General features: G+C 28.1%; 24 protein-coding genes and 1 pseudogene. 18 read left to right on the top strand and 7 right to left on the bottom strand.

The window, feature by feature from the left end:
• Nucleotides 1-2 precede the first annotated feature (2 nt).
• Nucleotides 3-1778, top strand: coding sequence for a hypothetical protein (locus ACMFBB_RS02700; protein ID WP_435262922.1), 1776 nt, complete (start codon nucleotides 3-5; stop codon nucleotides 1776-1778).
• 68 nt (nucleotides 1779-1846) lie between these two features.
• Here ACMFBB_RS02700 and lpdA read toward each other — a convergent pair whose 3' ends face one another.
• Together lpdA and argS are read right to left on the bottom strand one after the other, a co-directional pair.
• Entirely contained in the window at nucleotides 1847-3235 is a 1389-nt protein-coding gene (gene lpdA, locus ACMFBB_RS02695; protein WP_435262921.1) for a dihydrolipoyl dehydrogenase, read from the bottom strand.
• 178 nt (nucleotides 3236-3413) lie between these two features.
• A complete protein-coding gene (gene argS / locus ACMFBB_RS02690) occupies nucleotides 3414-5204 on the bottom strand; it encodes an arginine--tRNA ligase (RefSeq protein ID WP_435262920.1) in 1791 nt (596 codons plus the stop codon).
• Between the two features lie 180 nt (nucleotides 5205-5384).
• Here argS and ACMFBB_RS02685 point away from each other — a divergent pair, with 180 nt between their 5' ends.
• Nucleotides 5385-5897 carry a YkgJ family cysteine cluster protein gene (locus ACMFBB_RS02685; protein WP_435264265.1) on the top strand — a complete coding sequence of 171 codons (513 nt, stop codon included), beginning with the start codon at nucleotides 5385-5387 and terminating at the stop codon, nucleotides 5895-5897.
• 77 nt (nucleotides 5898-5974) lie between these two features.
• Nucleotides 5975-6805: a sterol desaturase family protein gene (locus ACMFBB_RS02680; RefSeq protein ID WP_435262919.1), complete on the top strand. Its 831-nt coding sequence runs from the start codon at nucleotides 5975-5977 to the stop codon at nucleotides 6803-6805.
• Nucleotides 6806-6859: 54 nt separating this feature from the next.
• Here ACMFBB_RS02680 and ACMFBB_RS02675 read toward each other — a convergent pair whose 3' ends face one another.
• Nucleotides 6860-7117 (bottom strand): hypothetical protein, encoded by a 258-nt coding sequence (locus ACMFBB_RS02675; RefSeq protein WP_435262918.1) that lies wholly within the window; start codon nucleotides 7115-7117, stop codon nucleotides 6860-6862.
• A 218-nt stretch (nucleotides 7118-7335) separates the two neighbouring features.
• On the bottom strand, nucleotides 7336-7911 hold the full coding sequence (locus tag ACMFBB_RS02670; protein WP_435262917.1) for an adenylosuccinate lyase: 576 nt from the start codon (nucleotides 7909-7911) through the stop codon (nucleotides 7336-7338).
• 45 nt (nucleotides 7912-7956) lie between these two features.
• Here ACMFBB_RS02670 and ACMFBB_RS02665 point away from each other — a divergent pair, with 45 nt between their 5' ends.
• From ACMFBB_RS02665 to ACMFBB_RS02630, 8 genes and pseudogenes are all read left to right on the top strand, one after another.
• Nucleotides 7957-8661, top strand: a complete 705-nt coding sequence (locus ACMFBB_RS02665; protein ID WP_435262916.1) for a toxin-antitoxin system YwqK family antitoxin — start codon at nucleotides 7957-7959, stop codon at nucleotides 8659-8661.
• 172 nt (nucleotides 8662-8833) lie between these two features.
• Nucleotides 8834-10021 (top strand): tRNA 2-thiouridine(34) synthase MnmA, encoded by a 1188-nt coding sequence (gene mnmA / locus ACMFBB_RS02660; RefSeq protein WP_435262915.1) that lies wholly within the window; start codon nucleotides 8834-8836, stop codon nucleotides 10019-10021.
• A gap of 44 nt (nucleotides 10022-10065) precedes the next feature.
• Nucleotides 10066-11118 (top strand): annotated as a pseudogene (locus tag ACMFBB_RS02655) (S8 family serine peptidase); the annotation flags it as partial.
• Between the two features lie 31 nt (nucleotides 11119-11149).
• On the top strand, nucleotides 11150-11677 hold the full coding sequence (locus tag ACMFBB_RS02650) for a T9SS type A sorting domain-containing protein (RefSeq protein ID WP_435262914.1): 528 nt from the start codon (nucleotides 11150-11152) through the stop codon (nucleotides 11675-11677).
• 10 nt (nucleotides 11678-11687) lie between these two features.
• A complete protein-coding gene (locus ACMFBB_RS02645; RefSeq protein WP_435262913.1) occupies nucleotides 11688-11858 on the top strand; it encodes a hypothetical protein in 171 nt (56 codons plus the stop codon).
• Nucleotides 11859-12210: 352 nt separating this feature from the next.
• A complete protein-coding gene (locus ACMFBB_RS02640; protein WP_435262912.1) occupies nucleotides 12211-12492 on the top strand; it encodes a hypothetical protein in 282 nt (93 codons plus the stop codon).
• A gap of 2 nt (nucleotides 12493-12494) precedes the next feature.
• Nucleotides 12495-13433 (top strand): NAD(P)H-dependent flavin oxidoreductase, encoded by a 939-nt coding sequence (locus ACMFBB_RS02635; RefSeq protein ID WP_435262911.1) that lies wholly within the window; start codon nucleotides 12495-12497, stop codon nucleotides 13431-13433.
• Nucleotides 13434-13436: 3 nt separating this feature from the next.
• Nucleotides 13437-14156 carry an aspartyl/asparaginyl beta-hydroxylase domain-containing protein gene (locus tag ACMFBB_RS02630; protein WP_435262910.1) on the top strand — a complete coding sequence of 240 codons (720 nt, stop codon included), beginning with the start codon at nucleotides 13437-13439 and terminating at the stop codon, nucleotides 14154-14156.
• A 5-nt stretch (nucleotides 14157-14161) separates the two neighbouring features.
• Here ACMFBB_RS02630 and ACMFBB_RS02625 read toward each other — a convergent pair whose 3' ends face one another.
• Nucleotides 14162-14953, bottom strand: a complete 792-nt coding sequence (locus ACMFBB_RS02625; RefSeq protein WP_435262909.1) for a tetratricopeptide repeat protein — start codon at nucleotides 14951-14953, stop codon at nucleotides 14162-14164.
• On the bottom strand, nucleotides 14953-15507 hold the full coding sequence (locus tag ACMFBB_RS02620) for an RNA polymerase sigma factor (protein ID WP_435262908.1): 555 nt from the start codon (nucleotides 15505-15507) through the stop codon (nucleotides 14953-14955). The genes ACMFBB_RS02625 and ACMFBB_RS02620 overlap by 1 nt, the downstream gene beginning before the upstream one ends.
• A gap of 146 nt (nucleotides 15508-15653) precedes the next feature.
• Between ACMFBB_RS02620 and ACMFBB_RS02615 the strand changes: the two genes are divergently transcribed.
• The 7 genes from ACMFBB_RS02615 to gwsS all read left to right on the top strand — a co-directional run bounded on the left by ACMFBB_RS02615 (nucleotide 15654) and on the right by gwsS (nucleotide 22590).
• Entirely contained in the window at nucleotides 15654-16901 is a 1248-nt protein-coding gene (locus ACMFBB_RS02615) for a S8 family peptidase (protein ID WP_435262907.1), read from the top strand.
• 131 nt (nucleotides 16902-17032) lie between these two features.
• Nucleotides 17033-19453 carry a CHAT domain-containing protein gene (locus tag ACMFBB_RS02610; RefSeq protein ID WP_435262906.1) on the top strand — a complete coding sequence of 807 codons (2421 nt, stop codon included), beginning with the start codon at nucleotides 17033-17035 and terminating at the stop codon, nucleotides 19451-19453.
• A 130-nt stretch (nucleotides 19454-19583) separates the two neighbouring features.
• Complete coding sequence (locus ACMFBB_RS02605; protein WP_435262905.1) at nucleotides 19584-19874, top strand: hypothetical protein; 291 nt, start codon at nucleotides 19584-19586, stop codon at nucleotides 19872-19874.
• Between the two features lie 168 nt (nucleotides 19875-20042).
• Nucleotides 20043-20321, top strand: a complete 279-nt coding sequence (locus tag ACMFBB_RS02600; protein ID WP_435262904.1) for a hypothetical protein — start codon at nucleotides 20043-20045, stop codon at nucleotides 20319-20321.
• Nucleotides 20322-20376: 55 nt separating this feature from the next.
• Nucleotides 20377-21357 (top strand): grasp-with-spasm system ATP-grasp peptide maturase, encoded by a 981-nt coding sequence (gene gwsG / locus ACMFBB_RS02595; RefSeq protein ID WP_435262903.1) that lies wholly within the window; start codon nucleotides 20377-20379, stop codon nucleotides 21355-21357.
• Nucleotides 21344-21568, top strand: coding sequence for a hypothetical protein (locus ACMFBB_RS02590; protein WP_435262902.1), 225 nt, complete (start codon nucleotides 21344-21346; stop codon nucleotides 21566-21568). Before gwsG ends, ACMFBB_RS02590 begins: the two co-directional genes overlap by 14 nt.
• Nucleotides 21568-22590, top strand: a complete 1023-nt coding sequence (gwsS, locus tag ACMFBB_RS02585) for a grasp-with-spasm system SPASM domain peptide maturase (protein WP_435262901.1) — start codon at nucleotides 21568-21570, stop codon at nucleotides 22588-22590. Before ACMFBB_RS02590 ends, gwsS begins: the two co-directional genes overlap by 1 nt.
• Here the strand turns inward: gwsS and ACMFBB_RS02580 are convergent.
• Entirely contained in the window at nucleotides 22587-24803 is a 2217-nt protein-coding gene (locus tag ACMFBB_RS02580) for a peptidase domain-containing ABC transporter (RefSeq protein ID WP_435262900.1), read from the bottom strand. The genes gwsS and ACMFBB_RS02580 overlap by 4 nt on opposite strands.
• Nucleotides 24804-24870: the final 67 nt, after the last annotated feature.

Here is a 24870-nt window from a genome sequence, read left to right as displayed (position 1 = left end):
AGATGAAAGTATCACATTATACATTTTTAGTTTTAATGCTTCTACAAAGTATAACTACTAAAGGTCAAGAAAAAGTTATTTCAATTTTAGAAAGAGATAGAGATGGTGGCTACGAGAAAAATAAGGATGAATATCTAAATAACATAGTTGTAGATATTAATAGTGTTTTACAAATTGATTTAAACAAAAATGTTATTTTAGAAAAAGTAAGACAAAACACAAATGGAATTTCAACCAATATTGTAGATAAAATAAAGTTTTTTACTAAAATACTAGAGTCAAGAAAGCGTCTTTTAAATTCATTTAATACCACTTTGAAAGCATATAATTATAATGATTTTAAAGAAGATACGAGTAATAAAAAAAATAAGGAGTGGGCTAAAGAAATGAGTAAAATAGCCGAGGAGGTTATTGATTTAGCAAATATTTTAGAAGAGAAGAATGTTAATTTTCAAAGGTACAGGCTGAAAAGCATGTATGATGCCACTCAAAAAGAGTTAGATAAGTTAATAAGTGAGTTTGAAGAGTATGCAAATAAAGAAGGTATTTATATTCAATTTGGTGCATGGCTATCTAATAATGGGCAAAATGAGCCATTACATTTACCTGGTTTTGATTCTATTGCCCCTAAAAAACCATATGAAGTAGATCGTTGGAAAATTTTACCCACTGAAAAACAGTTAAAAGAATTTGAAGAGTTTAGTAAATTAGCAAAGGAGAATAAAACGAATGGACTTACAGCTTTAAAAAATATAGTAAATAATCAGTTAACTTACTTAAAAAAGATATTTTCTAATGAATTAGAAAAGCTTTTAAATCAAATTAATAAAGATTTAAGAGCTATTCCAGTAGCAACAGAGGTAAACCAAATTATTGTTGATTTTACTAGCTTTAAAAGTGAATTAGAAGTTTTTGAGAAAGACATTAAAAAACGAGTTAGTTATTATGAGAATTTGAATTTTAATAATCAGAGTATCGTTTTTCAAGTGATATCCCAGATTAAAAATGATGTAGATTTAATAGATAAAGAAGGGAAGATACTTTTAGCAAAAGCTTCATCATTATATGCTAGAATTAAACAATTAGGGAGTCAGGAGAACTTAGAAGATACTGTAAACGATTTAAAAGAAAATATTGAGTCATGGATAAGAATAGCTCTAAATGGTGATATAATTAGTTCAATAAATGAGTTATTATCAGGAACACCAATTGATTTCTCATTATTAAAATTTAGTAACCAAGTATTTAAATTATCATTAAAGGATTTACCTAAGCAAACGGATTTAGATTTAATAGCTGCAGGAAAAAGAAAGAGTGGTGATAGAATCGCTTTTAAATTAGAAGTTAATTCAAAGAAAAAACTAGTATATAGTGAAAATAGAGAGGTTTATATGTATAAAGTACTTCCTCATTTAGAAGGATCTGTAGGTGTTGTTTTTGCTGACCCATTGGCTAAAACTGGTGTGAAAACTCAATTTCAAATGGCACCATACTATAACTTGATTTTTAAAGGAATTTGGGATCAAAAAGCGAGAAGAAAAAGTATAACTTATAATAGAATTTTTGATTGGGGAGTAGGGTTACATATGTCAGCCCCAGATTTTGATGCTGATGATGTACCAGAGCTAGGAGTTGGTGTTGTAGCTTCTTTATTGCATGATTATGTTCAGTCTGGTATAGCCATTAACGTATTTACTGGTGACCCTTATTGGTTTTTTGGATTGAAATTACCTGTACCGTCATTTAATATTGGCACCGTAAGATCTACAAACGACTAATCATCACAAAATAAAAGAGAGCGCTATAAGCGCTCTCTTTTTTAACAAAACAATGTTATAATTATTTTTTATAAGTGAATTACTTCGTCATAAGCATCTGCAACTGCTTCCATAACCGCTTCACTCATTGTAGGGTGAGGGTGGATAGCTTTTAATACTTCGTGCCCAGTTGTTTCTAACTTACGTCCTAATACAGCTTCAGCTATCATATCTGTAACACCAGCTCCAATCATATGGCAACCTAACCATTCGCCATATTTAGCATCAAAAATTACTTTAACAAAACCATCTGGGGTTCCAGCTGCTTTTGCTTTTCCTGATGCAGAAAAAGGAAATTTACCAACTTTTAATTCGTAACCAGCTTCTTTAGCTTTAGCTTCAGTTAATCCAACTGAAGCAATTTCAGGAGTTGCATAGGTACAACCAGGAATGTTACCATAGTCAATAGATTCTGTATGTAAACCAGCTAATTTTTCAACACAAGTAATACCTTCAGCAGAAGCAACGTGTGCAAGTGCTGGTTCAGGTGTTACATCACCAATAGCAAAATATCCTGGGATATTAGTTTGATACCAATCGTTTACTAAAATTTTATCTCTATCAGTAATGATTCCTACATCCTCTAATCCAATATTTTCAATGTTAGTTTTAATACCAACAGCTGATAATACAATATCAGCTTCTAAAATTTGTTCTCCTTTTTTAGTTTTAACTGTAGCTTTTACTCCATCTCCAGAAGTATCTACAGATTCAACAGAAGAACTAGTCATTATTTTGATACCAGACTTTTTAAAAGAGCGTTCCATTTGTTTAGAAACATCTTTATCTTCCACAGGAACAATAGTTGGCATAAATTCAACGATAGTAACCTCAGTTCCCATAGAATTATAGAAATGAGCAAATTCAACACCAATAGCACCAGAACCTACGACAATCATAGATTTTGGTTGTTTTGGTAAGCTCATTGCTTCACGGTACCCAATTACTTTTTTCCCATCTTGTGGCAAGTTAGGTAATACTCTTGAGCGAGCACCAGTAGCAATGATAATATTATCAGCACTATATTCAGTAACAGCCCCATCTTCAGCCGTAACGTCTACCTTCTTACCAGGCTTTATTTTACCAAAACCATTAATAATGTCAATTTTATTTTTTTTCATTAAAAATTGAACACCTTTACTCATTCCTTCAGCAACACCACGACTACGCTTAATTACAGCTTCAAAATCTTTATCAATAGCTTCAGCTTTTAATCCATACTCGTCAACATGTTTTAAATAATCATATACTTGAGCAGATTTTAATAAGGCCTTTGTAGGAATACATCCCCAGTTTAAGCAAATTCCACCTAAGCTTTCTTTCTCTATTACAGCAGTTTTAAACCCTAATTGAGATGCTCTAATAGCTGTTACATAACCTCCAGGACCACTTCCGATTATTAATACGTCGTATTTCATGTCGTTTATTTTACTTGTTGTTTGTTATATTATTATTTTACGTTCACATAATTTTATCAATAAAATCATGTTTAAATTATTTTGGGCTTTTAACGGGTTTTCTCTATTCGCTTTTTTGTATTTCAACGAACTCAGATATATCGTTCAATCCCTAACGCAGGAATACCTGCCAACTTTTCTACATTCTTTCAGGAACTTGAATTCCTAACAGATTAAATGCAGATTTTATAGTGTCAGCAACTTTTTTAGCTAACTGTACTCTAAATGTTTTTTTATTTTGATTTTCCTCTCCTAAAATATGTACGTTTTGGTAAAATGAATTGAATTCTTTAACCAATTCGTAGGTGTAATTAGCAATAACTGCTGGTGAATAATTATTAGCCGCTTGCTGAATTATTTCAGGATACAATTCTAATTGCTTAATTAATTCCTTTTCTTTATCGTGTAATTCAATTGAAACAGGTTCAGAATAATCAAAGGTAGCCTTTCTTATAATTGATTGAATTCTAGCATAGGTATATTGAATAAAAGGTCCTGTGTTCCCTTGAAAATCTACTGAAGATTTTGGGTCAAACAAAATTCTCTTTTTTGGATCTACTTTCAAAATAAAGTATTTTAAAGCTCCTAGTCCGATAATTTTATATAATTCTTCTTTTTCTTCATTAGAATACCCTTCTAATTTTCCTAATTCTTGAGATATTGTACGAGCAGTATCCGTCATTTCATCCATTAAGTCATCAGCATCAACTACTGTTCCTTCACGAGATTTCATTTTTCCAGAGGGTAAATCAACCATTCCGTAACTTAAATGGTGTAGTTGATCAGCCCAAGAATATCCTAGTTTTTTTAAGATTAAGAATAATACTTTAAAGTGATAATCTTGTTCATTTCCCACCGTATACACCATTCCACCAACATCAGGCATATCTTTAGAACGTTGAATGGCTGTACCTATATCTTGAGTCATATAAACAGCAGTTCCATCTGAGCGTAAAACTAATTTTTCATCTAAACCTTCATCCGTTAAATCACACCAAACTGAACCGTCTTCTTTTTTAAAGAAAACATTTGTTTTTAAGCCTTCTTCAATAATATCTTTTCCTAATAAGTAGGTATTACTCTCATAATAAAGTTTATCAAAGTCAACACCAATATTTTCATAAGTAACATCGAAACCTTTGTACACCCACCCATTCATCGTTTTCCATAAAGTAACAACTTCTTCATCACCAGATTCCCATTTACGAAGCATTTCTTGAGCTTCAATAAATAATGGAGCTTGTTTTTTAGCATCCTCTTCAGAAACACCTTGACTGATTAATTCAGAGATTTCTTTTTTATATTCTTGATCGAATTTAACATAATAATTACCAACTAACTTATCACCTTTTAGGCCTGTATTTTCTGGAGTTTCTTTTTTACCATCATTCCCGTTAGGAGCAAATTTTTTCCAAGCTAACATCGATTTACAAATATGAATACCTCTATCGTTGATAATTTGTGTTTTATAAACCTTTTTTCCTGATGCTTTTAAAATTTCAGCAACTGAATATCCAAGTAATACATTCCTAACATGACCTAAATGTAAAGGTTTATTGGTGTTAGGAGATGAATACTCAACCATACGAGCATCTGTTTTATTTTCACTGATAAAACCATATGAAGTATTTGTTGAGATTTGGTTGAAAAAATTCACATAAAAAGAGTCGCTAATTACTAAATTTAAAAAACCTTTAACCACATTATAGTTGATTATTTCTTCTATGTTTTCAACTAAGTATTTACCTAAATCTTCACCAATTTGAACTGGATTTCCTTTTTTGTACCGCAGTAAAGGGAATACAACAACAGTGATGTCTCCTTCAAAATCTTTACGTGTTGCTTGAAATTCGACACTTGGAATTTCAATGTTATACAAGGCTAAAAATCCTTCTTTTACTTTAGTTTCTATTAAGGTTTGAATACTCATTATTTATTAAAAATTGATGTGCAAAATTACATAATTTATTTGGATGATATTTAAACTGATTCTAACAATTTATATAGGTATTTTTGCAATGTTTTAAAATGCTAAAATGTATCTTACTTTTCTTTTAGGTTTTAAGAAAATAATAATATAGAATTAGTGTTATATTTAAACTGATGAATGATGGATAAAGATTTAGAAAACTTAGAGAAATTAGCAAAAGACGCTTTAGAAGAAAATAAAAAATATTTTCAACGATTAAAAAGAAGAACTCCCAAACGACTTGATTTAATAGTTAGAGAGATTCATGATGAAGAATTTCAAAATACTGATTGTTTAGACTGTGGTAATTGCTGTAAAACAACATCTCCTATCTTTACAGACAAAGATATTGAGCGTGTTTCTAAACACTTAAAAATGAAGGTTCACAATTTCATAAGTCAATATTTAGAAAGAGATTCAGATGATTTTATGGTTTTAAAATCTGCACCCTGTACTTTCTTAGACGAACGAGATAACTCTTGTTTTATTTATGATGTAAGACCCAAAGCATGTGCAGAATATCCACATACGAATCGTAAAAAATTCGCCCAAATTTCAGAGTTAACAATAAAAAATACAGAAATTTGTCCCGCTACTTATCGAATCATAGAAGAACTAAAAAAACGCTTACCACAATCTGGAAGGAATAAATAATTATTTAGGGTATTTTATTGATTATTAATTTATTGTTATGGTCTTTTTTTTCTATTTTTAAGGAAAATTAGTTCATTTTGGAAGCTCTTTTAAATTATTTTGAAACAATTCCTTCAGTTCATAGAAGTTTAATACTAGTTGGAGGAATTACTTTTTTTTGGCTATTAGAAGGCGTAATCCCTTTATTTAACTTTAATTACAAAAAATGGAAACATGCATTTCCTAATTTATTTTTTACGTTTACAACAATTTTAATCAATTTTACGTTGGCTTTTTTATTATTAAGAACAGCTGATTGGGTTGTAATACATAATTTTGGAATAATTAATTGGTTACCTGAAATGCCTTTATGGTTATATGGAATTTTAGGAGTTTTATTCCTAGATTTCTTTGGAGCTTATTTGGCGCATTATACAGAACACAAAGTGAGAATATTATGGATGGTACACTTAGTGCATCATACTGATCATAAAGTGGATACAACAACTGCGAATAGACATCACCCCTTAGAAAGTATAATTCGTTTTACATTTACTTTGTTAGGTGTTTTTGTAGTTGGAACTCCTATTGCTATTATAATGTTATATCAGTCAATATCTTTGATATTTACTCAGTTAACACATGCAAATATTAAAATGCCAAGAGGGTTAGATAAAATATTAAGTTATTTTATTGTATCACCAGATATGCATAAAGTACATCATCATAATTTATTACCATACACCGATAGTAATTATGGAAATATTTTTTCTATTTGGGATAGAGTTTTAGGAACCTATATGGAGATGGATCGAGATAAAATAGTATATGGAGTAGATACTTTTCCTGATGAGGTTAAGAACTCTGATTTAAAGGAATTATTAAAGCAACCTTTTCAAGGGTATCGTAAGCCTACTAATCTTTCATAGATATAAAAGAAGAAAAAATGAATTATTTCACTTCATTTTTTCTTCCATTTTTATTTAGTAAGGATAGCAAATATATGTTTTGCCTGTTTGATCACAATTTGATATGTGACTGAAAGAAGGGTGGTTTCCACTAGCAGAAGGCCTTACATAACAAGCATATTTATTGCCAGGTGTCCAATAATCTGGTTCACTAGGGCTTATGGTAATAGTATCTACATGTGAATTTCCCTGACCTCCTCCTCCTTCAATTTCTTTTTGAGCTGAAGAATTTAATTCCTGAACACCACCTAATTTTAAAATGTTTTTTAACATAACTTATAATTTAATCATTAATACCTACTCAATGTAAAATAGTTTTGTGATGGAACAGTTAAAAAGTTTTCGAAAGATGTAAATTTATTTCCGAAAAGTATTTGAATATTAGTTTTTTAGTAGCGTATACTCATTTTGTAATTTACTCATAGTATTAATGTTTGATAAAAAATAATAGTCTTATAATAAATTATGATAAAGAGTTAAAAATGTAGATTTTAAGAATGCTTATTGATTAACTTTAATATTTTAGTTCCTCGAGCTTTACAGCCCTTACTTTCATGTATTATTTTAGAACTAATTAAATGTTTTAGTTCAGGGTGAATCCAACGTTTATGTAAGCCGAATAAATAAAGTGTAGTCATACTGTATGCTCTAACAGCTATTTTTTGATCTGTGATAAGCCAGTCAAATCCAGTTTCTACAATTGTATTAATATGGTTTTCTTTTAAATAAAACTTTGTGTCATTTTCTTCTTTTGAAGTATATGCTATAGCTATGTGTTCACATATTTTTGCGCAGGGTCTTATAGCACTATGAAAATGCACTTCTGAAATTTTTTCAGTAAAAATATCAAGACATTGGTTTATGTTATTTATACCATGATGAGTACATAGCCACTCTAATATCCAAGCCGCTTTTATTGAAAGTTTATTATCTGTGTCAAAAGTTAAATTAACTAAGGTGGTGATTAATTTAGGCTGTTCTAATACAATATTCGCTACGTTATTTCGATTTATTCTTGTGGGTTTTTCCATACTATCTAGTACGGAAATTAAAAAATCAATGCTCATATTGGTATGGTTTATGTAAATTTGAACTGTAAAAGGAATAACAAAATGATAAATATAAAAAGGATATTTTCAATCACAATTTTATTAGGAATGTTTTTTATGCCAAACATGAATGCCCAAAAAACAAATCAATTTAATAAGAAAGGAAATAGAACAGGGGTTTGGAAAAAATTTTATAAAAACGGAAAAATTAGATATCAAGGTGAGTTTAAAGATGGGAAAGAGGTAGGAGTGTTTAAGTTTTATGCAATTACTTCATCAACTCAGCCAACTATTATTAAAGAGTTTTCTTTAGTTAATGATTTAGCAGATGTAAAATTTTATACTATTACAGGAAAGTTAAAAAGTAAAGGAAAGATGAAAGGGAAAAATAGAGAAGGTATATGGCTTTATTATTTTCCTGACGGAAAAAAAATTATTTCTGAAGAAAATTATATTAATGGGAAATTGGATGGGGTATTAAAAAACTACTACACTAATGGAAAACCAACTGAAGAAACATATTACAGTCAAGGAAAAAAGCATGGAACCTCAAAAGTTTATACTGAAGATGGTATTTTGATAGAAGATGTAAGTTATGAATATGGAAAATTGAATGGTGAAGGAAAATATTATGATATGAAAGGAAATATAAAAGAAAAAGGAAATTACAAAAATGGTAAGAGAGATGGTAAGTGGGAATTTTATATGGATGGTGAAATAGTTTCAAAGAAGAAAAAAAATAAGTTATCAGAACTTAAAAATAAATAAACTTGCTTTATTAATGATTTTATTGATTGAGCTATTGTATTTTCAATAGCTTTTTTTATTCTAATTTTATTTAGAACTAAATTTTCAGAAATAGTACTATGACTAGTATTATTATCAAATGATTAATTATTGAAAAGGTATTTGTAAATTTGCGCTTCACTAAAAAGAAATAATGAAAAGAGTAGTAGTAGGGCTTTCAGGTGGTGTTGATAGTAGTGTTACGGCACACTTATTAAAAGAACAAGGATATGAGGTTATAGGCTTATTCATGAAAAATTGGCATGATGATACTGTAACTATATCTGACGAATGTCCGTGGTTAGAAGATAGTAATGATGCAATGATTGTTGCTGAAAAGTTAGGAATTCCATTTCAAACAGTTGATTTAAGCGAGCAATATAAAGTTCGTATTGTTGATTATATGTTTAATGAGTATGAGAAGGGAAGAACTCCTAATCCTGATGTATTATGTAATCGTGAAATTAAATTTGATGTATTTATGGACATTGCATTAAGTTTAGGAGCTGATTATGTGGCAACAGGTCATTATTGTAGAAAAGCTGAAGAAGTTATAGATGGAAAATCAGTATATAAGCTATTAGGAGGGAAGGATACTAATAAAGATCAATCGTATTTTTTATGTCAGTTATCACAAAAACAATTATCAAAAGCTTTATTTCCAATCGGTGAATTAACTAAACCAGAGGTAAGAGAAATCGCAAAAAAGGCTGATTTAATAACAGCAGAAAAAAAAGATAGTCAAGGTTTGTGTTTCATAGGTAAGGTTCGTTTACCAGACTTTTTGCAACAAAAGTTACAACCTAAAGACGGAGTTATCATTAGAATTCCTGCAGATTATAAGGGGTATAATCGTTTAGTTTCTGAATTTGACACTAAAGAGGCTGAGTTAGCTTACTTTTCTAAAAAGTTTGTTTATAATAAAAATGCAGGAGAAGTTGTAGGTAAACATCAGGGAGCTCATTATTTTACAAAAGGGCAACGCAAGGGATTAGCAGTTGGTGGAACAAAAGAACCATTATTTGTTATAGAAACTGATGTTGATGAAAATATAATTTATACTGGAGAGGGTAAAAATCATAAAGGATTATTCCGCAATGTTTTATTTGTTTCTAATGAAGAATTACACTGGGTACGTAAGGATTTAGCATTAAAGTCAGGAGGAACTATGGAGGTAGAAGCAAGGATACGGTACCGTCAAAAGTTAGAAAAAGCAAGATTACATAAAGTTGAAAAAGGATTATATGTTGAATTTGATAATCCACAATCAGCAATTCAAGAAGGTCAGTTTGTAGCTTGGTATATAGATGAAGAGTTACTTGGCTCAGGTGTTATTAGTTAGCTTGTTTATCTTAAAATAATAATAAAAGTAGTAATTTAGTCAGCATGAAAAAATTACTACTTTTTTGCGTTTTATTATATAGTTCTTATAACTTTTGCCAAGAAGATGCATGGATTATTTTGAAAGATAAACCTACTGCTTCTTCATACTTATCTAACCCTTTAACTATGTTATCTCAACGTTCTTTAGACAGGAGAACGAAACAGAAAATAGCATTAGATGAGAAAGATGTACCTGTTCACAATAATTATTATAACCAAATTAAAGGAGCTGATGGAATAACAGTTTTAGCAAAATCAAAGTGGTTAAATGCGATACATGTTAGAGGAGAAAAAGTAAAAATTGATGCTTTAACGTCTTCATTTAATTTTATAGATAAAATTGAATTTGCTAACAGGTCATTCAACGCCAGAAGCTCTACACAAATAAAAAAACAGAAACCATCACACCAGAATAAGTTTTCATCAATAAAAGAAGATTTCAATTATGGAGTAACTTCAAGTCAGATAACTATGATAAAAGCTGATTTTTTGCACAAAAAAGGTTTTACTGGTAATGGAATGCATATAGCTGTTATTGATGCTGGATTTCCAAATGTAAATACATTAAGTGCTTTTAAAAGGATTAGAGACAATAATAAAATTCTTGGAGGATATGATTTTGTTAACAGAAGTGCTAACTTTTATACAGGCCATAATCATGGAACTAATGTGTTGTCTGATATTTCTGGATATATTAAAGACCAATTTGTAGGAACGGCACCTGATGCATCCTTTTATCTTTTCATTACAGAAGATGTATCAAATGAGGGACCTTTAGAAGAAAGTTTGTGGGTTGAAGCAGCTGAAAGATCGGATAGTTTAGGTGTAGATATAATTAATACATCATTAGGGTACACAACATTTGATAATGCAAATTATAGCCATACTTATGCGGATATGGACGGGAAAACAGCTTTTATATCAAGAGGAGCAGAAATTGGAGTATCAAGAGGTATGATATTAGTTACTTCTGCAGGAAATGAAGGGAATAAATCATGGAAATATATTTCTGCACCAGCCGACGCTGCTTCTGTTTTTACAATTGGGGCTGTTGATGCAGCAGAAACGATAGCTTCATTTAGTTCATTTGGTCCGTACTGCAGATGGAAGAGTAAAACCAGATGTTTTAGCACATGGACGAAATGTTTACGTTATAAATCATCAAACGGGAGTTCCATCAACTTCAAATGGTACCTCATTTTCTTCACCGGTTATGGCAGGAGCAGTAGCATCTTTTTGGCAAGCTTTTCCTACAAAAACAAACGTAGAAATTATGAATATGATTAGAGAGTCTGCAGATAAATATAACAACCCAACAAATCAGTATGGGTATGGTGTTCCAGATTTGGAACAGGCATATAACAAAACATTATCTTTAGGAGATATAGATGTAAAAGATTTTACAGTTTATCCGAATCCAGTCACAGATAATTTAATAGTTTCTTATATTGATACCATTACTGAGATAACCATTTATAGTTTACTTGGGCAAGAAATATATAAGGATAACTCTACCTCTAATATAATAAATGTTTCATCACTTACTAGTGGAGTTTATATAGTACAAATTGAAAGTGGAAAGAAAATTGAAAAGATTAAATTTATAAAAAAATAAGAATTTAACATTGAAAAAGAATTTTATTATCACAATTTTATTGTTGTTAGGTGTAAGTAGTTTATATGGTCAAAAAGATTCGATTGTTAATTTTTTAGATGCTAAAGGTAGAATTGTAAAAGATAAGAATAAAGCTAAATCGTTTGAAATAATCTCAAAAAAAAAACTAATTTTTGGTTAGTAAAACTTTATAGAAGAAATGGTAGGCTTCAAAATTATACTTATTATCTAACAAAGGAAAAGAAAACTAAAATAGGTACATCTGTATCTTACAATAGGTATGAAAAAATTAAATCTTTTGTGTCTTATAACGAGCAAGGAGAAAAACATGGTAAAATGGAGAGATGGTTTTAAAATGGATTGAAAGATATACAAGAATATTATTTGAATGATAAAAAAGAAGGAGTTTGGAAAGCTTTTTTTATAATGGAAAGCTAGCAGCAAAAAGAATATATAAAAAGGATTCTCTGTTTTGAAGAGTAATTTTTATGATAAAAAAGGAAATAAAATAGTAAACAAAGAAAATATTATTTTTGAAAAAAACAACTTCTAAAGGAGGCAAACAAAAATTTATAACTAAACTTAAAAAATTAGTACAAACTTTAGATTTTAAAGTAAAAGTAAAAATACATGTGAATTATACAATTAACATTCATGGAAAAATTAAAAATGTGACTATTGATGAAGAATTACCTATTAAATTAATAAAACAGATAATCAATTTTTTTGAAAACATAGAAGGATGGGAACCTGGTATTCAATTAAATAGAAAAATACCAGTAAGTTATTCAATTCCATTAAATTTTAAGGGCTAAAAATGCAAAGTAAAATAACAAAATTATTTAATATAGAATATCCTATTATTCAAGGCGGAATGATATGGGTAAGTGGTTGGAAATTGGCTTCAGCAGTTTCTAATGCAGGAGGTTTAGGATTGATAGGAGCAGGTTCAATGTACCCTGATGTATTAAGGGAACACATTCAAAAATGTAAGAACGCTACGAATAAACCTTTTGGGGTTAATGTGCCAATGTTATATCCAGATATAGAAAAAATAATGGATATAATTATTGAAGAAGGAGTGAAAATTGTTTTTACGTCAGCTGGAAATCCAAAAACATGGACAACTTTCTTAAAAGATAAAGGAATTACAGTTGTTCATGTTGTAAGCTCTGTGAAGTTTGCTTTAAAAGCTGAAGCTGCTGGAGTTGATGCTGTAGTATGTGAAGGATTTGAAGCTGGCGGACATAATGGGCGAGAAGAAACAACTACTTTTACACTAATACCTATGGTTAAAGAACAAGTTAATATTCCTGTAATTGCCGCAGGAGGAGTAGGTTCGGGAAGAGGTATGTTAGCGGCAATGATATTAGGTGCAGATGGAGTACAAATTGGTAGTCGATTTGCTGCAACAGTAGAGTCTTCCGCTCATGATAAATTTAAAAACACAATAGTTGAAGTTAAAGATGGTGATACTCATTTAACCTTAAAAGAGTTGGCTCCTGTTCGATTGGTGAAAAATAAATTTTACAACGAAGTACAAGAGTTATATCAGAAAAACCCAACAATAAAAGACATTAAAGATTTATTGGGTAGGGCTCGTGCTAAACGGGGGATGTTTGAAGGTGATTTAGAAGAAGGTGAATTAGAGATAGGACAAGTAGCGGGTTTAATTCATAACATAAAGTCAGCTAAAGATGTATTAAATGATATAGTGAATGAATTTACTAGTGTTAAAAGCGAAATGATAGGATAATCAATGAAGAAAGATAAAGGAGTTAGGTTCTTAAAATTACCTTTTAAGTTTGATGTAAAAAAACTTCAAACCGAGTTGCAAAAAGTTGTTACTTCTAAATGGAATGATCATTTTAATACCAGAGGATACGAAGGAAGATGGAAATCAATAGCCTTGTATGCTGAAAATGGTGACGAAAAAAATATTTTTGCATCAGTAGAAAAAATAAAAATAACTGAAACTCCTTTTTTAAAAGAATGTCCTTATCTCAAAGAAGTTGTAAGTACATTTAAAAGTTCATTGATTTCAGTAAGATTATTAAATTTAGAAAAAGATTCAATAATAAAACCTCATAGGGATCATAAACTAGGATACGAAGATGGTTGTTTTCGTTTACATGTTCCTATAACATCTAATAATAAAGTAACTTTCTTATTAGATAACGAAGTTATTGATATGCAACTTGGAGAATGTTGGTATACAAACGTAAACTATATTCACTCAGTATCCAATTTAGGAGCTACTGATAGAATCCATTTAGTTATTGATTTAGAAAGAAATGAATGGTCAGACAACCTGTTTTTTTCACTTGCAGAAAAAGAACGTTTTTTTATACATGAAGAAGATAACCAAATATATGATAAGCAAACCATAAAAAAAATGATAAGTGAACTTAAATTACAAAATACACCAGCATCAAAAGAGCTAATCATTCAATTAGAAAATCAATTGTTACTTAAATGATACGATTATTTTAAATTTTTAATTCTTTCAGAGAGTTCTATAGATTTCTCATAGTTATAATTTTTTTTGTCATTAAGAATTATAGTCAACATATTATTAGCATCATTCAGTTTATCTTGTTTTAAATAAATTAAAAGTTTGTACCAATAGCCTCTTGAACTTTCTAATGAATTTGTATTTATTAATTTTTCAAAAGTTATAGAAGCATTGGAGAAATCGTTTAATTTAATATATGATGCTCCAATGTATATTAATTCATATGGTGTTTTACTTGAAGTTGTATTACGTGAAATAACTTTTTTGTATTCCTCTTCATCATATAATAACTCTAATTCTGATATAACGTTACTTTCACCTTTTTCAATTAAAGAAGGTAAGTTATCCCAGTCAGCATATTCATTATAAAGGCTTAAAGAACTTTGTTGATAATTGTAAAATAGCATAAAAGAAATTAAAACAATTGCAGCTATAGAAGCAATGAATTTGTATACTAATTTTATGTTACTATTATTTGATTCTTTATGTTTCTTAGTACTTTTTCTAATGAATTTTGAAGTATTTCTTAACTCGTCAGATTGTAATTGTTCTTTAATTTTATTAATTAAATTTAGGTCATAAATATTTTGAGTATGTTCAATACTAGGATCATCAAAGGATTCGTGAATTGCAATTTGCAATAAAACTTCTTCTTTGAGTAATACATCAGATTTCATTTTTTTTTCAAAAATAGAACGTTCTTCCATATTCATTTCGTTGTGCAAATAACGTTCAATTTCTTTTTGTACTTTTTCTTCCATCACTTTAGTTTGTTATATCGATGATCTTTTTTTATTAATGAAATCAATTTAGTTTTACATTTAAAAACTCTTTGTCTAATAGTATTAATTGTACTATATGAAAATTCTTCTAATAGTTCTTGATACCCCATTCCATTAAAATAGTTACCTAAAATTTCTTTACAATTGGCAGAGAGTTTATGAAATGCTTCTCTATATAAATCTCTCCTTTGTTGTTGAATAATTAATAAACTCAAATCGACATCTTTATCTTCTAGTGGTAAAACATTATTATTTATTACCTGTTTATTTTTATTTTTTAATGAAGTTTTCCAAATGTTTTTACAAATGGTAAAAAAATATCCTTCAAAAGAATTTATTTTTAGTGGTTGTTTTTTGTGAGCAATAATCAAGTACATTAAGGCATCATGAAAAACATCTTCTACATCTTCTTGCTTTCCTTTATTAGCTAAAATAAAGGAACTAACTTTCCTATAGAATTTGCTGTATATTTCAGCAGTTATTCTTTCATCCCCTTTCAATAAAGCATTTAAATACCTTTCACTTTCTGTCATAAATTCAAAATATAGTTCAAAAATAAATTAAATTAATAAAATAAATGGGTAATGATTTTATTATTTTTAAGCCTATAATTATAGTAATATAAATTAAAAATAGTAATATTACTAAGTTTCCTAAAATAATTATAAACAGAAAAACAATGAAACTCTTAAAATTATTATTTGTTTTAACGCTAAGTTTAGCCTTTGTTAAGTGTTCAGTAGATGATACTGAATTAACAGAAAGTTATGAGAAATTAAGGCTTTTTAAAACAAAAAAAACTATTCTACAAACACCAAGGTATTCAAAAAATGAACTTATTATTAAGTTTAGAAAAGGAATAAGCGATAGAAAAAAACATACATTAAGAAATCGATATAAGGTTGTCAAGTATCAATTTTGTGATTTATGTGATGATAAATTAATCGAAAAATGGAGTTTTGGTAATGATGCTGATGTTGAGGATAAAAAGTTAACCATTCAGGGGGGGAGTGGAGAACCAGAAGGTGATATTACAAATGTAGATAATGAATTTATATTTCACTTAGAAAACGAAAATAATTCAGAGATATTAAATACTCATAACAACGGTTTTGCATCTCAAATTGTACCTAATAATTCAGGGGTTACGGTAGGGGTTTTAGACACTGGAGTTAATGCCAATTACCCATTATTTGTTAGCCCATTTTTATACAATTCTTCTGGGGTTAATGTAGCTAGTGAATTGTCTGGATGGGATTTTGTAAACCATGATAATGATTTTTACGATGATTATGAACTAATCCATGGAACAAAAGTTACTTATATTGTGAATAATAAATTGAATGAAGATGGTATACCGCATCAAATTTTGCCTGTAAAAGTATGTGACGAAAATGGTGTTGCTAGTTATTTTAATATTTTATGCGGTTTAAAATATGCATTACCAAGAGTTCATATTATTCAAATGAGTTTAGGGTGGTATAATAATAATGTATATGTCAACTCTATTTTTAATGACTTAGTAACTGAATATAATAATGTTTTAATTGTAACTTCAGCTGGAAATGCTGGTGTTGATAATGATAATGTTAGTCATTATCCTTCATCATATCCACAAGCTAATATTTTAGCTATAGCAGCATCAAATACTGAAAATAGTAATATTGCGTACTTTTCTAACTATGGGGCAAATACTGTAGATTTTTATGCTCCAGGACAAAATATTAAGTTTTATGATATCTCAGGCTCTTTAGTATACATTTCAGGAACATCATATGCTGCGCCGTTAGTAACAGCAATTTCAGCTAAAGTATTATATGATTCAGGAATGTTACATAGCCCTAATCAAATTATAGATGTTTTAAATACATTAGGTGTAAATCAATCGTATTCAAGACCTGTAAAGTATAATAAATTGTTAAATTAGTATCTCCTAATAATAATGAGATACTTATGCATCGATTTTTTTTACTTTTCATATCTTTTTTTATTTTTTATCAAATTTCATTTTGTCAAAATAAATTAAAGGAAGTAAAAAAAATCGATTCTATTTATAAATTGAATATAGATAACAAACTAAAAACTATAGCTCTAGAAAATTTTATAAATAAAAAGATAAACTTAAATAATGAAAATAAAGCGTATGCTTATCACCGATTAGGTATTTTATATTCTATTGAAAATAAGTATAACAAAGCTATACATGTTACAGAGAAGTCAATTAATATTAGAAAACTTACTGATTCAATTGATTATTATAAATTGAATAATAGCTTTTATAATTTAAATTATTACTACAAAGTTTTAGGAAATGTAAAAAAGCAAAAAGGAATAATTATAAAATTACAAAATCAGCCAGTGAAAAATAAATTCACTTATAAATCGTACATAGATTTAGGGTTTATTTTTACTAATAAAGGTGACTATTTTAACGCTTTAAAAATCTTTCAAAATGTAATTGATAATTATCCCTCTTATAATGATCCTAAAACATTATTAAAAGCTCATGAGGCAGTAATAGCTGTTTACAGTTATATAGATGAAACAAATAGATATTTAAAAGAAATAAAACATCATACAAGTAGCATAGATACTCTTATACAAAAACATCATTACCTCTCTACAGATATAGGTTATAAAAATAATTTAGCAAATATTTTTGAAAATTTAAATAAACCATTTAAAGTTATCGATTTGTATGAAGAAGTATTGAAGGTTTATGAAAAAAATAATGATTATGAGAATATAGGAAGAGTTTATAGTAATATTGGTAGAGTATATAATAAAATAAATCAAAGAGATAAAGCTGATTATTTTTTTGATAAAGCATTAAATATTAAAACAGATAAAAAAGCAATTGCAGCGGTATACAGTAATAAAGGAGATTACTTGTCTCCAGAAATTAAAATACGATATAATAAAAAGGCAATAGGAATTCTTTTAAAAAGAGAGTATGAAGAAAAAGCACTTACTTTAAAAGAAATTAAGAATTCAGATTATAAATTAGATATTCTAGACTATCTCATAGAAAATGTAAACGCTGGTATTAAGAATTACGAATTTACTAAGAAAAATAGTGTTTTAAATACAACAATAGAAATGAGTGTTTTAGTAGATAAGCTTATTTCTTTTATTAGGCTAGAAAGTATTGTTGATACTTCTAAACTATTTTGGATTCGTAAAGCGGCTAGTTTTTATATGCAAGCAGTAACTCTATCATATTATAAAAAGGATGTTTCTCAAGCGTTTTATTTTATGGAAAAAAATAAGGCACTATTATTACTTGAAGGCCTAAATAATAATAGTGAAAACAATAAAAAAGAACCTTTAATTATCAGTTTAGAAGAAAGTGTTAAGCAATATACAAATAAAGATAAAAGCTTGATTGAATATATTTTAAATGAACAAATAGGGTATGGAATATTTTGTAATGAGAATGAAAGAATATTTTTCAAATTAAAAAATGTTCCAGACTTAATTAACGAAGTTGATAGTTTAAAGAGTAAAATGTCTGAGTACTTTATTTATAAAGACGACGAAGAAAAGTATAAGCGACTTGCGAATAAGGTGTTTTTGAAATTATTTCCTTTTAAAAACGCTATTGATAAAATAAAAAATAAGGAATTAATAGTGATTCCAGATTATAAGTTACAGCGAATAAATTTTGAAGCATTAATACCAGATATTTTAAGAGGTGAATATTTATTGGAGCATACAGAAATTAATTATTTATTGTCAGCTTCTGTTTTTGAGAAATTAAATAAGAATAAGGAGAACGCAATGAATAAAATTTTAGCGTTTGCTCCAGTTAATTTTAAACATAATACCCTTAATTCTCTTAAGCGAAGTAAAAATGCAATGCAAGAAATAGCATCAATTTGTGAAACTGATTTGTTTTTAGAAGATAAGGCAAAGAAAGAAACTTTTCTTAATGAAATAAAAAAGTATGCGATAATACATTTGAATACACATGCGGGGATTGATAAAATTGAAAATAAACCATGGATTGCTTTTCATGAAAAAAAAATCAGCTTAATAGAATTATTAGGTTTATCAAATAATGCAGAACTGGTGGTTTTAGATGCTTGTAATGGTGCTTCAGGCAAGCAAGAAATAGGAGAGGGTATAATGAGTTTATCAAGAGGCTTTTTTAGAGGAGGAGCTAAATGTGTTATTGCAACGCAATGGAAAGCCAATGAAAAAGCAACCAATGAGATTCTTCAAACTTTTTATAAAGAGTTAAAAAAGGGTAAAACAAAATCGAAAGCACTTCAAATAGCAAAAAAGAACTATATAAATACACATCAGTTAAGTGAAATTTCTCCATATTATTGGGCTTCTTTAATCCTAACAGGCAGCTCTGATAGTATTAAAATAACTTCTCATTTTAATTATAATTGGATATGGTTTACATTATTGGTCATGTTAATTATACTTTTTTTAGCAAAAGGAAAAAAGCATAATTCAAAATTAATTTAAGCTTTTTCTAAATATTTAAAAATGTTTTTTTGGGTAATAAAAAGTTCAAAGTAATACTATTCATTAAATATGAATGGTGGCACCTGAAAAACCAATAGAATAGAGTAGGGAAAACTAAACTTTATACATTATGAAAAAATTGAGCGAAATGAAATTAGCTACTGAAGCTATTTTAACTGAAATGGAAACGGCTGTGAAAGGAGAACGACCAGTAGGAAATGGAACAGAATATTACGGGCCTTCAAATCCATCTAGTATTACGACTTATGTTGATGGAATGAATTGGGGAGAAGATGGTTCTTCAGGAAGTATATTTGGAGATTCTTATAGTATTCACAGACATTACGAACCAGACTTCTTTAATAATGTAAAGCCAGAAGGAGAAGGAAAAATGCTTGTAGAGAAAAGAAGAGAAAAATAAAAGCTTAATATTTGATTTACTAATGGCTATATTATTTATGATATAGCCATTAGTTTTTTATGATTTTATGGGTAATAAAAATTAGTATATGATACTATTCATTAAAAATGAATGGTGGCACCTGAAAAACCAATATAATAGAGTAAGGAGAACTAAATTTTATATACAATGATAAAACTAAGCGAAATGAAATTAGCTGCTGAAGCTATGTTAACTGAAATGGAAACAGTCGTAAAAGGAGAAAGACCAGTAGGAAATGGAACAGAGTATTATGGACCATCCAACCCTTCACATATAACGACTATAGTAGATATGGGATTAACTTTTTCCGATGGTGGTGTTGGAAGCATGTTTGGAGATTCTTGGAATATTTATAGACATTTTAAAGAAGTAGGAAATAAGGAAGGAGAAGGAAAAATGCTTGTAGAGAAAAGAGAAAGTAAATAATAAGTTTGATAATAGCTGCATAATAATGTAGCTATTCTTTTAAAATAAGAATGATTTGGTATTAATTAATAGTACAGACGAAGATTATAGCACTGATGAGGTAATTAGATGGTTATATCGTTTTGAAACTGAATTTATCAGGTTAAACGGAAGCGTAGAAATAACTAATATTAGGTATAGTAATGGTACTATAAAATTTAATGTAGATAATGACAAAGAAATAAGCTTGGAAGAAATCAAAGCTTATTGGTATAGAAGAGGAAATTTTCAAAGTGGAATAAATGTCTTAAGTTCTAATAATAAAATGTTTGATAGTCAGTTAGAAGATTTTTTAATCAAAGAAAATAATGCACTATTAGATTTTTTATTAGATCATTTAAAAAATGAAATTCCTTGTATAGGAGATAGTAAGTTGTGTATTGATGTTAATAAAAACGCAAACTTAATAGCGGCTACAAAAGAAGGACTTTTAATTCCTGATTTTTTATTGACTTCTAAAAAGAGTGAAGTGCTAGATTTTCTAAATGAGCAATCAAGAATTATTACTAAATCAATTAATGTAGTTTTTAATTATAGTAATGAAGATTATTGGTATCCAAGTTATACAAATGAAGTAACTCTTAATGATTTAGAAAAATTTCCAGATAATTTTCAAGTTTCTCTTTTCCAAAAAAGACTAGATAAAAAATATGATATACGATCATTTTATCTTGATGAGAAAATTTATTCAATGGCTATATTTTCTCAGAATGACGAACAAACCGAAACAGATTTTAGAAAATACATATACGATAAACCTAACAGGTCGGTACCATTTAAGTTACCAAATGCTATAGAAGAAAAGGTTATTCGTTTAATGAAGAAATTAAAATACGAATCAGGTTCTATTGATTTTGTGTATACTAAAGATGCTAAATTTTATTTTCTAGAAATTAACCCTATAGGGCAATTTGGGATGACTTCCTACCCTTGTAATTATCAATTAGAAAAAAAAATAGCAGAGCATTTAACAACTTTAAGTAATGGAAGGAAATAAGAGTATAGAAGTTATAGAAGAGAAAGAAGTTTTAGAAATTATTAATACGAATAAAGAATATTTTCAAGCTAACTTTTTTTTTACTGATCCTATAAAAAAAACAGATAATAAAGGTAGTAGATCTAATGCAGTAATGACAAATATTGATAAGTATCAAACTAAAAAAAGGCTATTGTCACATTACACCAAAAAAATTTCAAGAATTATATAATGAATTTAAAATTAGATAAATATTTATTGTTATTTGAATCATGTAGATTAACAAAAGGGGTTTCAAGAACATTATTATATGATCATCAAAGGAATAAAATAGAGTTTCTAGATAATGTAATCTATGAAATCTTTACAAATCATAATAAAAATAAATCTTTAGGTGCTATTTTATCACTATATCATGGAGAGGATAGAGAGGCTGTTATAGAGTATATTATTTTCTTAATACAAAATGAATATGTATTTTATAGTGAAAAAGAAGAGGTAAGTTTTTTCCCTTCATTAGACACTAAATGGGATGATCCTTCTATAATAACAAATTGTATTATAGATTTTTCATCCATTCCTAAAGATGTTTCAGTATATTATAAAGTGTTTGAAGAATTAGATGCTCTAGGTTGCGAAAATTTACAAATAAGAGATTTTTATGGGCTTTCTGTTGATTTTTTGAATGAATTATTTGAAGGAATATATAAAACTGCTATTCATAGAGTAGAACTACTATTGAAATCAAATAATGAATTGAGTGATATTCAAGCATTTTTATTAAAATTTCCAATAGTAAGAGAAGTTACAATTCATTCGGCATGGATAACAAAAGAAATGCCTACGAAAACAGGGACTATTTTTCAGTTTACAGAACAAAAAATAACTGATGAGAATTGTTGTGGTATTGTTGCTATCAATCAATTTAATTTAAATTGGAATCATTATTTGGAGTCTAAAAATTATAATTCTTGTTTAAACAGAAAACTTAGTATAGATAAATTTGGAAACATTAAAAACTGTCCTTCCTTAAAAACATCTTATGGAGATATTAGTACTACAAGCATTATAGATGCAGTAAATAATAAAGATTTTTCAAAAATATGGAATATAAAGAAAGAAGATATTGCTGATTGTAAAGTTTGTGAATTTAGACATGTTTGTACAGATTGTAGAGCTTATTTAAAAACAGATTTATCTTTTGAGAAACCTGCAAAATGTAACTATAATCCATATACTATGGAATGGGCTTAAGCCAATTGTAATTGTTCTTTAACTAAATTGAAATAGCCTCCTTCTAGGTTAATTAACTCATTATGAGACCCGTATTCAGTTATTTTTCCATTTTCCATTACAATTATTTTATCAGCATTTTTTACTGTACTTAATCGATGAGCAATAACAATTTTAGTTTTATTTTTAAAATGTGAATTGATATTGTTTACTACTCTATTTTCTGTTTGAGAGTCTAAAGAATTTGTAGCTTCATCCATAAAAATGTATTCTGGATTTTTATAAATTAAACGGGCGATTAAAAGTCTTTGATGTTGCCCCGAACTTAAGGCTAGTCCCTCATTTCCAATTTTTGTTTGGTGTTTAATAGGAAGTGTTTCTACAAAATCATACAGTTCAGCTAGTTTTAAAGCATTTATATAGCGTTTAAAGTCTATCTGAGTTTCTGATTCAGATTGAGTAATATTATTAATTATAGTATCTGTAAAAATATATCCATCCTGTAAAACAACTCCACATTTTTTTCTCCAAGATGATATATCAAATTCTTTCATTGGTTTATTGTTTAATAATATATTACCGCTTGTTGGTTCACATAAACCCAGAGCAACTTTAAGTAATGTAGTTTTACCAGACCCACTAGCTCCAACTATTGCTGTCGTTTTTCCTTGTTCAATAGTTAGGTTAATATTATTTAATACTTTATTACTAACAGTATTGTATGAAAAGCTTATGTTGTTAAGCGTAATTGTCCAGTTATTATTAACTAATTTATTACCATACTCTTCTTCTGGTAATGATTGAACATCTAATACTCTTTCCATACTGAAAACTACATCTTGAACTATTGAAGTTGTAGATAGCATGTTTGATAGCATTTGATCTAATTGAGAAATGACTAATTGAATAGCGGCCATTTCACCTATAGTAATATGATTTTGTATAGTTAACAATCCTGTATAAAAAGTGATATAACCATATCCAATTTGTTTTATAAATCCGCCTCCAACTGATAATGATTGTGAAATCTTTATTTTTTTTAAGCTATTTAAAAAGAATTTACGTTGATTGTTTATGAATGCCTTGATTTTTGGTGTTTCATTTCCTCCTAATTTAATTTCTTGGTAGCCATGAATCATTTCTACTAACGACCTATGTCTAAAAATACCTATATCATATTGTTCATAATCTAACGCTCTTTTTTTACGTAAAATAAAATACATCCAAATACTATATACTGTGTTGTATAATATAAACATAGAAAAGATACTTAAACTATAATATATAGCAATGATTGTCATTACAATAAAACCTAAAAATGTAACAAACATAGAAGAGAAGTTGTAAACTAAAAATGACTCGATTCTATTTAAATCCTGAATTCTTTGTAAAAAATCACTTGACTTTTTTTGATGATAATAATTTAAAGGAAGCTTGAATATTTTCTTTACAAATTGATTGATTAAAGATTGATTTATAGATTCAGCTACTTTATTGGATATAACACTTTGTAAATAAGATATAAGAGAAGAGAATAAAAAGATGAATATTTGAATGCATAAAATCCATAGTAATACATTAGAGTTTTTTCCTATAATTCCTTTATCAAAAGTTTCTTGAGTTAAAAATGGAGTTATAGATTGAAAAATAAGTTGTCCAAAAATTAAAAGAAATAGATATTTAAAACTAGACTTACTTTTTAATAGATGTGTTGTTATAAAGTTCTTTTTTTTACTAATATTATGATTTGCTACATATTGATTATTAGAGTTATAAAAATAATTATTCGGCTCTAAAAGGATTATTTTTCCGTAGTTATTATTAGTATATAAAAACTTTCTAGCATCACGTATAGATAAAGATGTTTTTCCTATTGCAGGGTCTGATAGATAGACTTTATTGTTAGCTACTTTATAAATAACAACAAAATGATTAGCATTCCAATATGCTATAGCAGGTAACGGTAATTCTTCTAATGGAGGGATATTATTGTTTTCTTTTTTTACAGTAAACTTAATAGCTTTTGAAGTAAATCCTATTTTTTCACAAGTATTATTTAAAGCCTTAATGGAAACTCCCTCTCTATCAATATTGCATAAGTTTCTCAATACTTGAATAGAAATAGGTTTTTTATAGAAAGAACAAATAATTTTAATAGATGTAGGACCACAATCATTAGAATCATACTGTTTGTAAAAAGGAAAGCTCTTAAAAAATAAGTTTCTTATACGCATAAAATATAAATACTGTAATAAATAATATTAGTGTTATTTATTACAGTATTTATATTTTAATTTTATT

The organism is Tenacibaculum sp. nBUS_03, from assembly GCF_051201695.1.
Classification (GTDB): Bacteria; Bacteroidota; Bacteroidia; order Flavobacteriales; family Flavobacteriaceae; genus Polaribacter.
Note: the sequence above shows the minus strand (reverse complement) of the source record. Positions and strands in the feature narration are given on the sequence as shown.

What these genes read in the sequence shown, in the direction of transcription:
- ACMFBB_RS02700 (WP_435262922.1), top strand. Translation starts at nt 3, where the DNA reads ATGAAAGTATCACATTATACATTTTTAGTTTTAATGCTTCTACAAAGT.
- lpdA (WP_435262921.1), bottom strand. Translation starts at nt 3,235, where the DNA reads ATGAAATACGACGTATTAATAATCGGAAGTGGTCCTGGAGGTTATGTA.
- argS (WP_435262920.1), bottom strand. Translation starts at nt 5,204, where the DNA reads ATGAGTATTCAAACCTTAATAGAAACTAAAGTAAAAGAAGGATTTTTA.
- ACMFBB_RS02685 (WP_435264265.1), top strand. Translation starts at nt 5,385, where the DNA reads ATGGATAAAGATTTAGAAAACTTAGAGAAATTAGCAAAAGACGCTTTA.
- ACMFBB_RS02675 (WP_435262918.1), bottom strand. Translation starts at nt 7,117, where the DNA reads ATGTTAAAAAACATTTTAAAATTAGGTGGTGTTCAGGAATTAAATTCT.
- ACMFBB_RS02670 (WP_435262917.1), bottom strand. Translation starts at nt 7,911, where the DNA reads ATGAGCATTGATTTTTTAATTTCCGTACTAGATAGTATGGAAAAACCC.
- ACMFBB_RS02665 (WP_435262916.1), top strand. Translation starts at nt 7,957, where the DNA reads ATGATAAATATAAAAAGGATATTTTCAATCACAATTTTATTAGGAATG.
- mnmA (WP_435262915.1), top strand. Translation starts at nt 8,834, where the DNA reads ATGAAAAGAGTAGTAGTAGGGCTTTCAGGTGGTGTTGATAGTAGTGTT.
- ACMFBB_RS02635 (WP_435262911.1), top strand. Translation starts at nt 12,495, where the DNA reads ATGCAAAGTAAAATAACAAAATTATTTAATATAGAATATCCTATTATT.
- ACMFBB_RS02630 (WP_435262910.1), top strand. Translation starts at nt 13,437, where the DNA reads ATGAAGAAAGATAAAGGAGTTAGGTTCTTAAAATTACCTTTTAAGTTT.
- ACMFBB_RS02625 (WP_435262909.1), bottom strand. Translation starts at nt 14,953, where the DNA reads ATGGAAGAAAAAGTACAAAAAGAAATTGAACGTTATTTGCACAACGAA.
- ACMFBB_RS02620 (WP_435262908.1), bottom strand. Translation starts at nt 15,507, where the DNA reads ATGACAGAAAGTGAAAGGTATTTAAATGCTTTATTGAAAGGGGATGAA.
- ACMFBB_RS02615 (WP_435262907.1), top strand. Translation starts at nt 15,654, where the DNA reads ATGAAACTCTTAAAATTATTATTTGTTTTAACGCTAAGTTTAGCCTTT.
- ACMFBB_RS02605 (WP_435262905.1), top strand. Translation starts at nt 19,584, where the DNA reads ATGAAAAAATTGAGCGAAATGAAATTAGCTACTGAAGCTATTTTAACT.
- ACMFBB_RS02600 (WP_435262904.1), top strand. Translation starts at nt 20,043, where the DNA reads ATGATAAAACTAAGCGAAATGAAATTAGCTGCTGAAGCTATGTTAACT.
- ACMFBB_RS02590 (WP_435262902.1), top strand. Translation starts at nt 21,344, where the DNA reads ATGGAAGGAAATAAGAGTATAGAAGTTATAGAAGAGAAAGAAGTTTTA.
- gwsS (WP_435262901.1), top strand. Translation starts at nt 21,568, where the DNA reads ATGAATTTAAAATTAGATAAATATTTATTGTTATTTGAATCATGTAGA.
- ACMFBB_RS02580 (WP_435262900.1), bottom strand. Translation starts at nt 24,803, where the DNA reads ATGCGTATAAGAAACTTATTTTTTAAGAGCTTTCCTTTTTACAAACAG.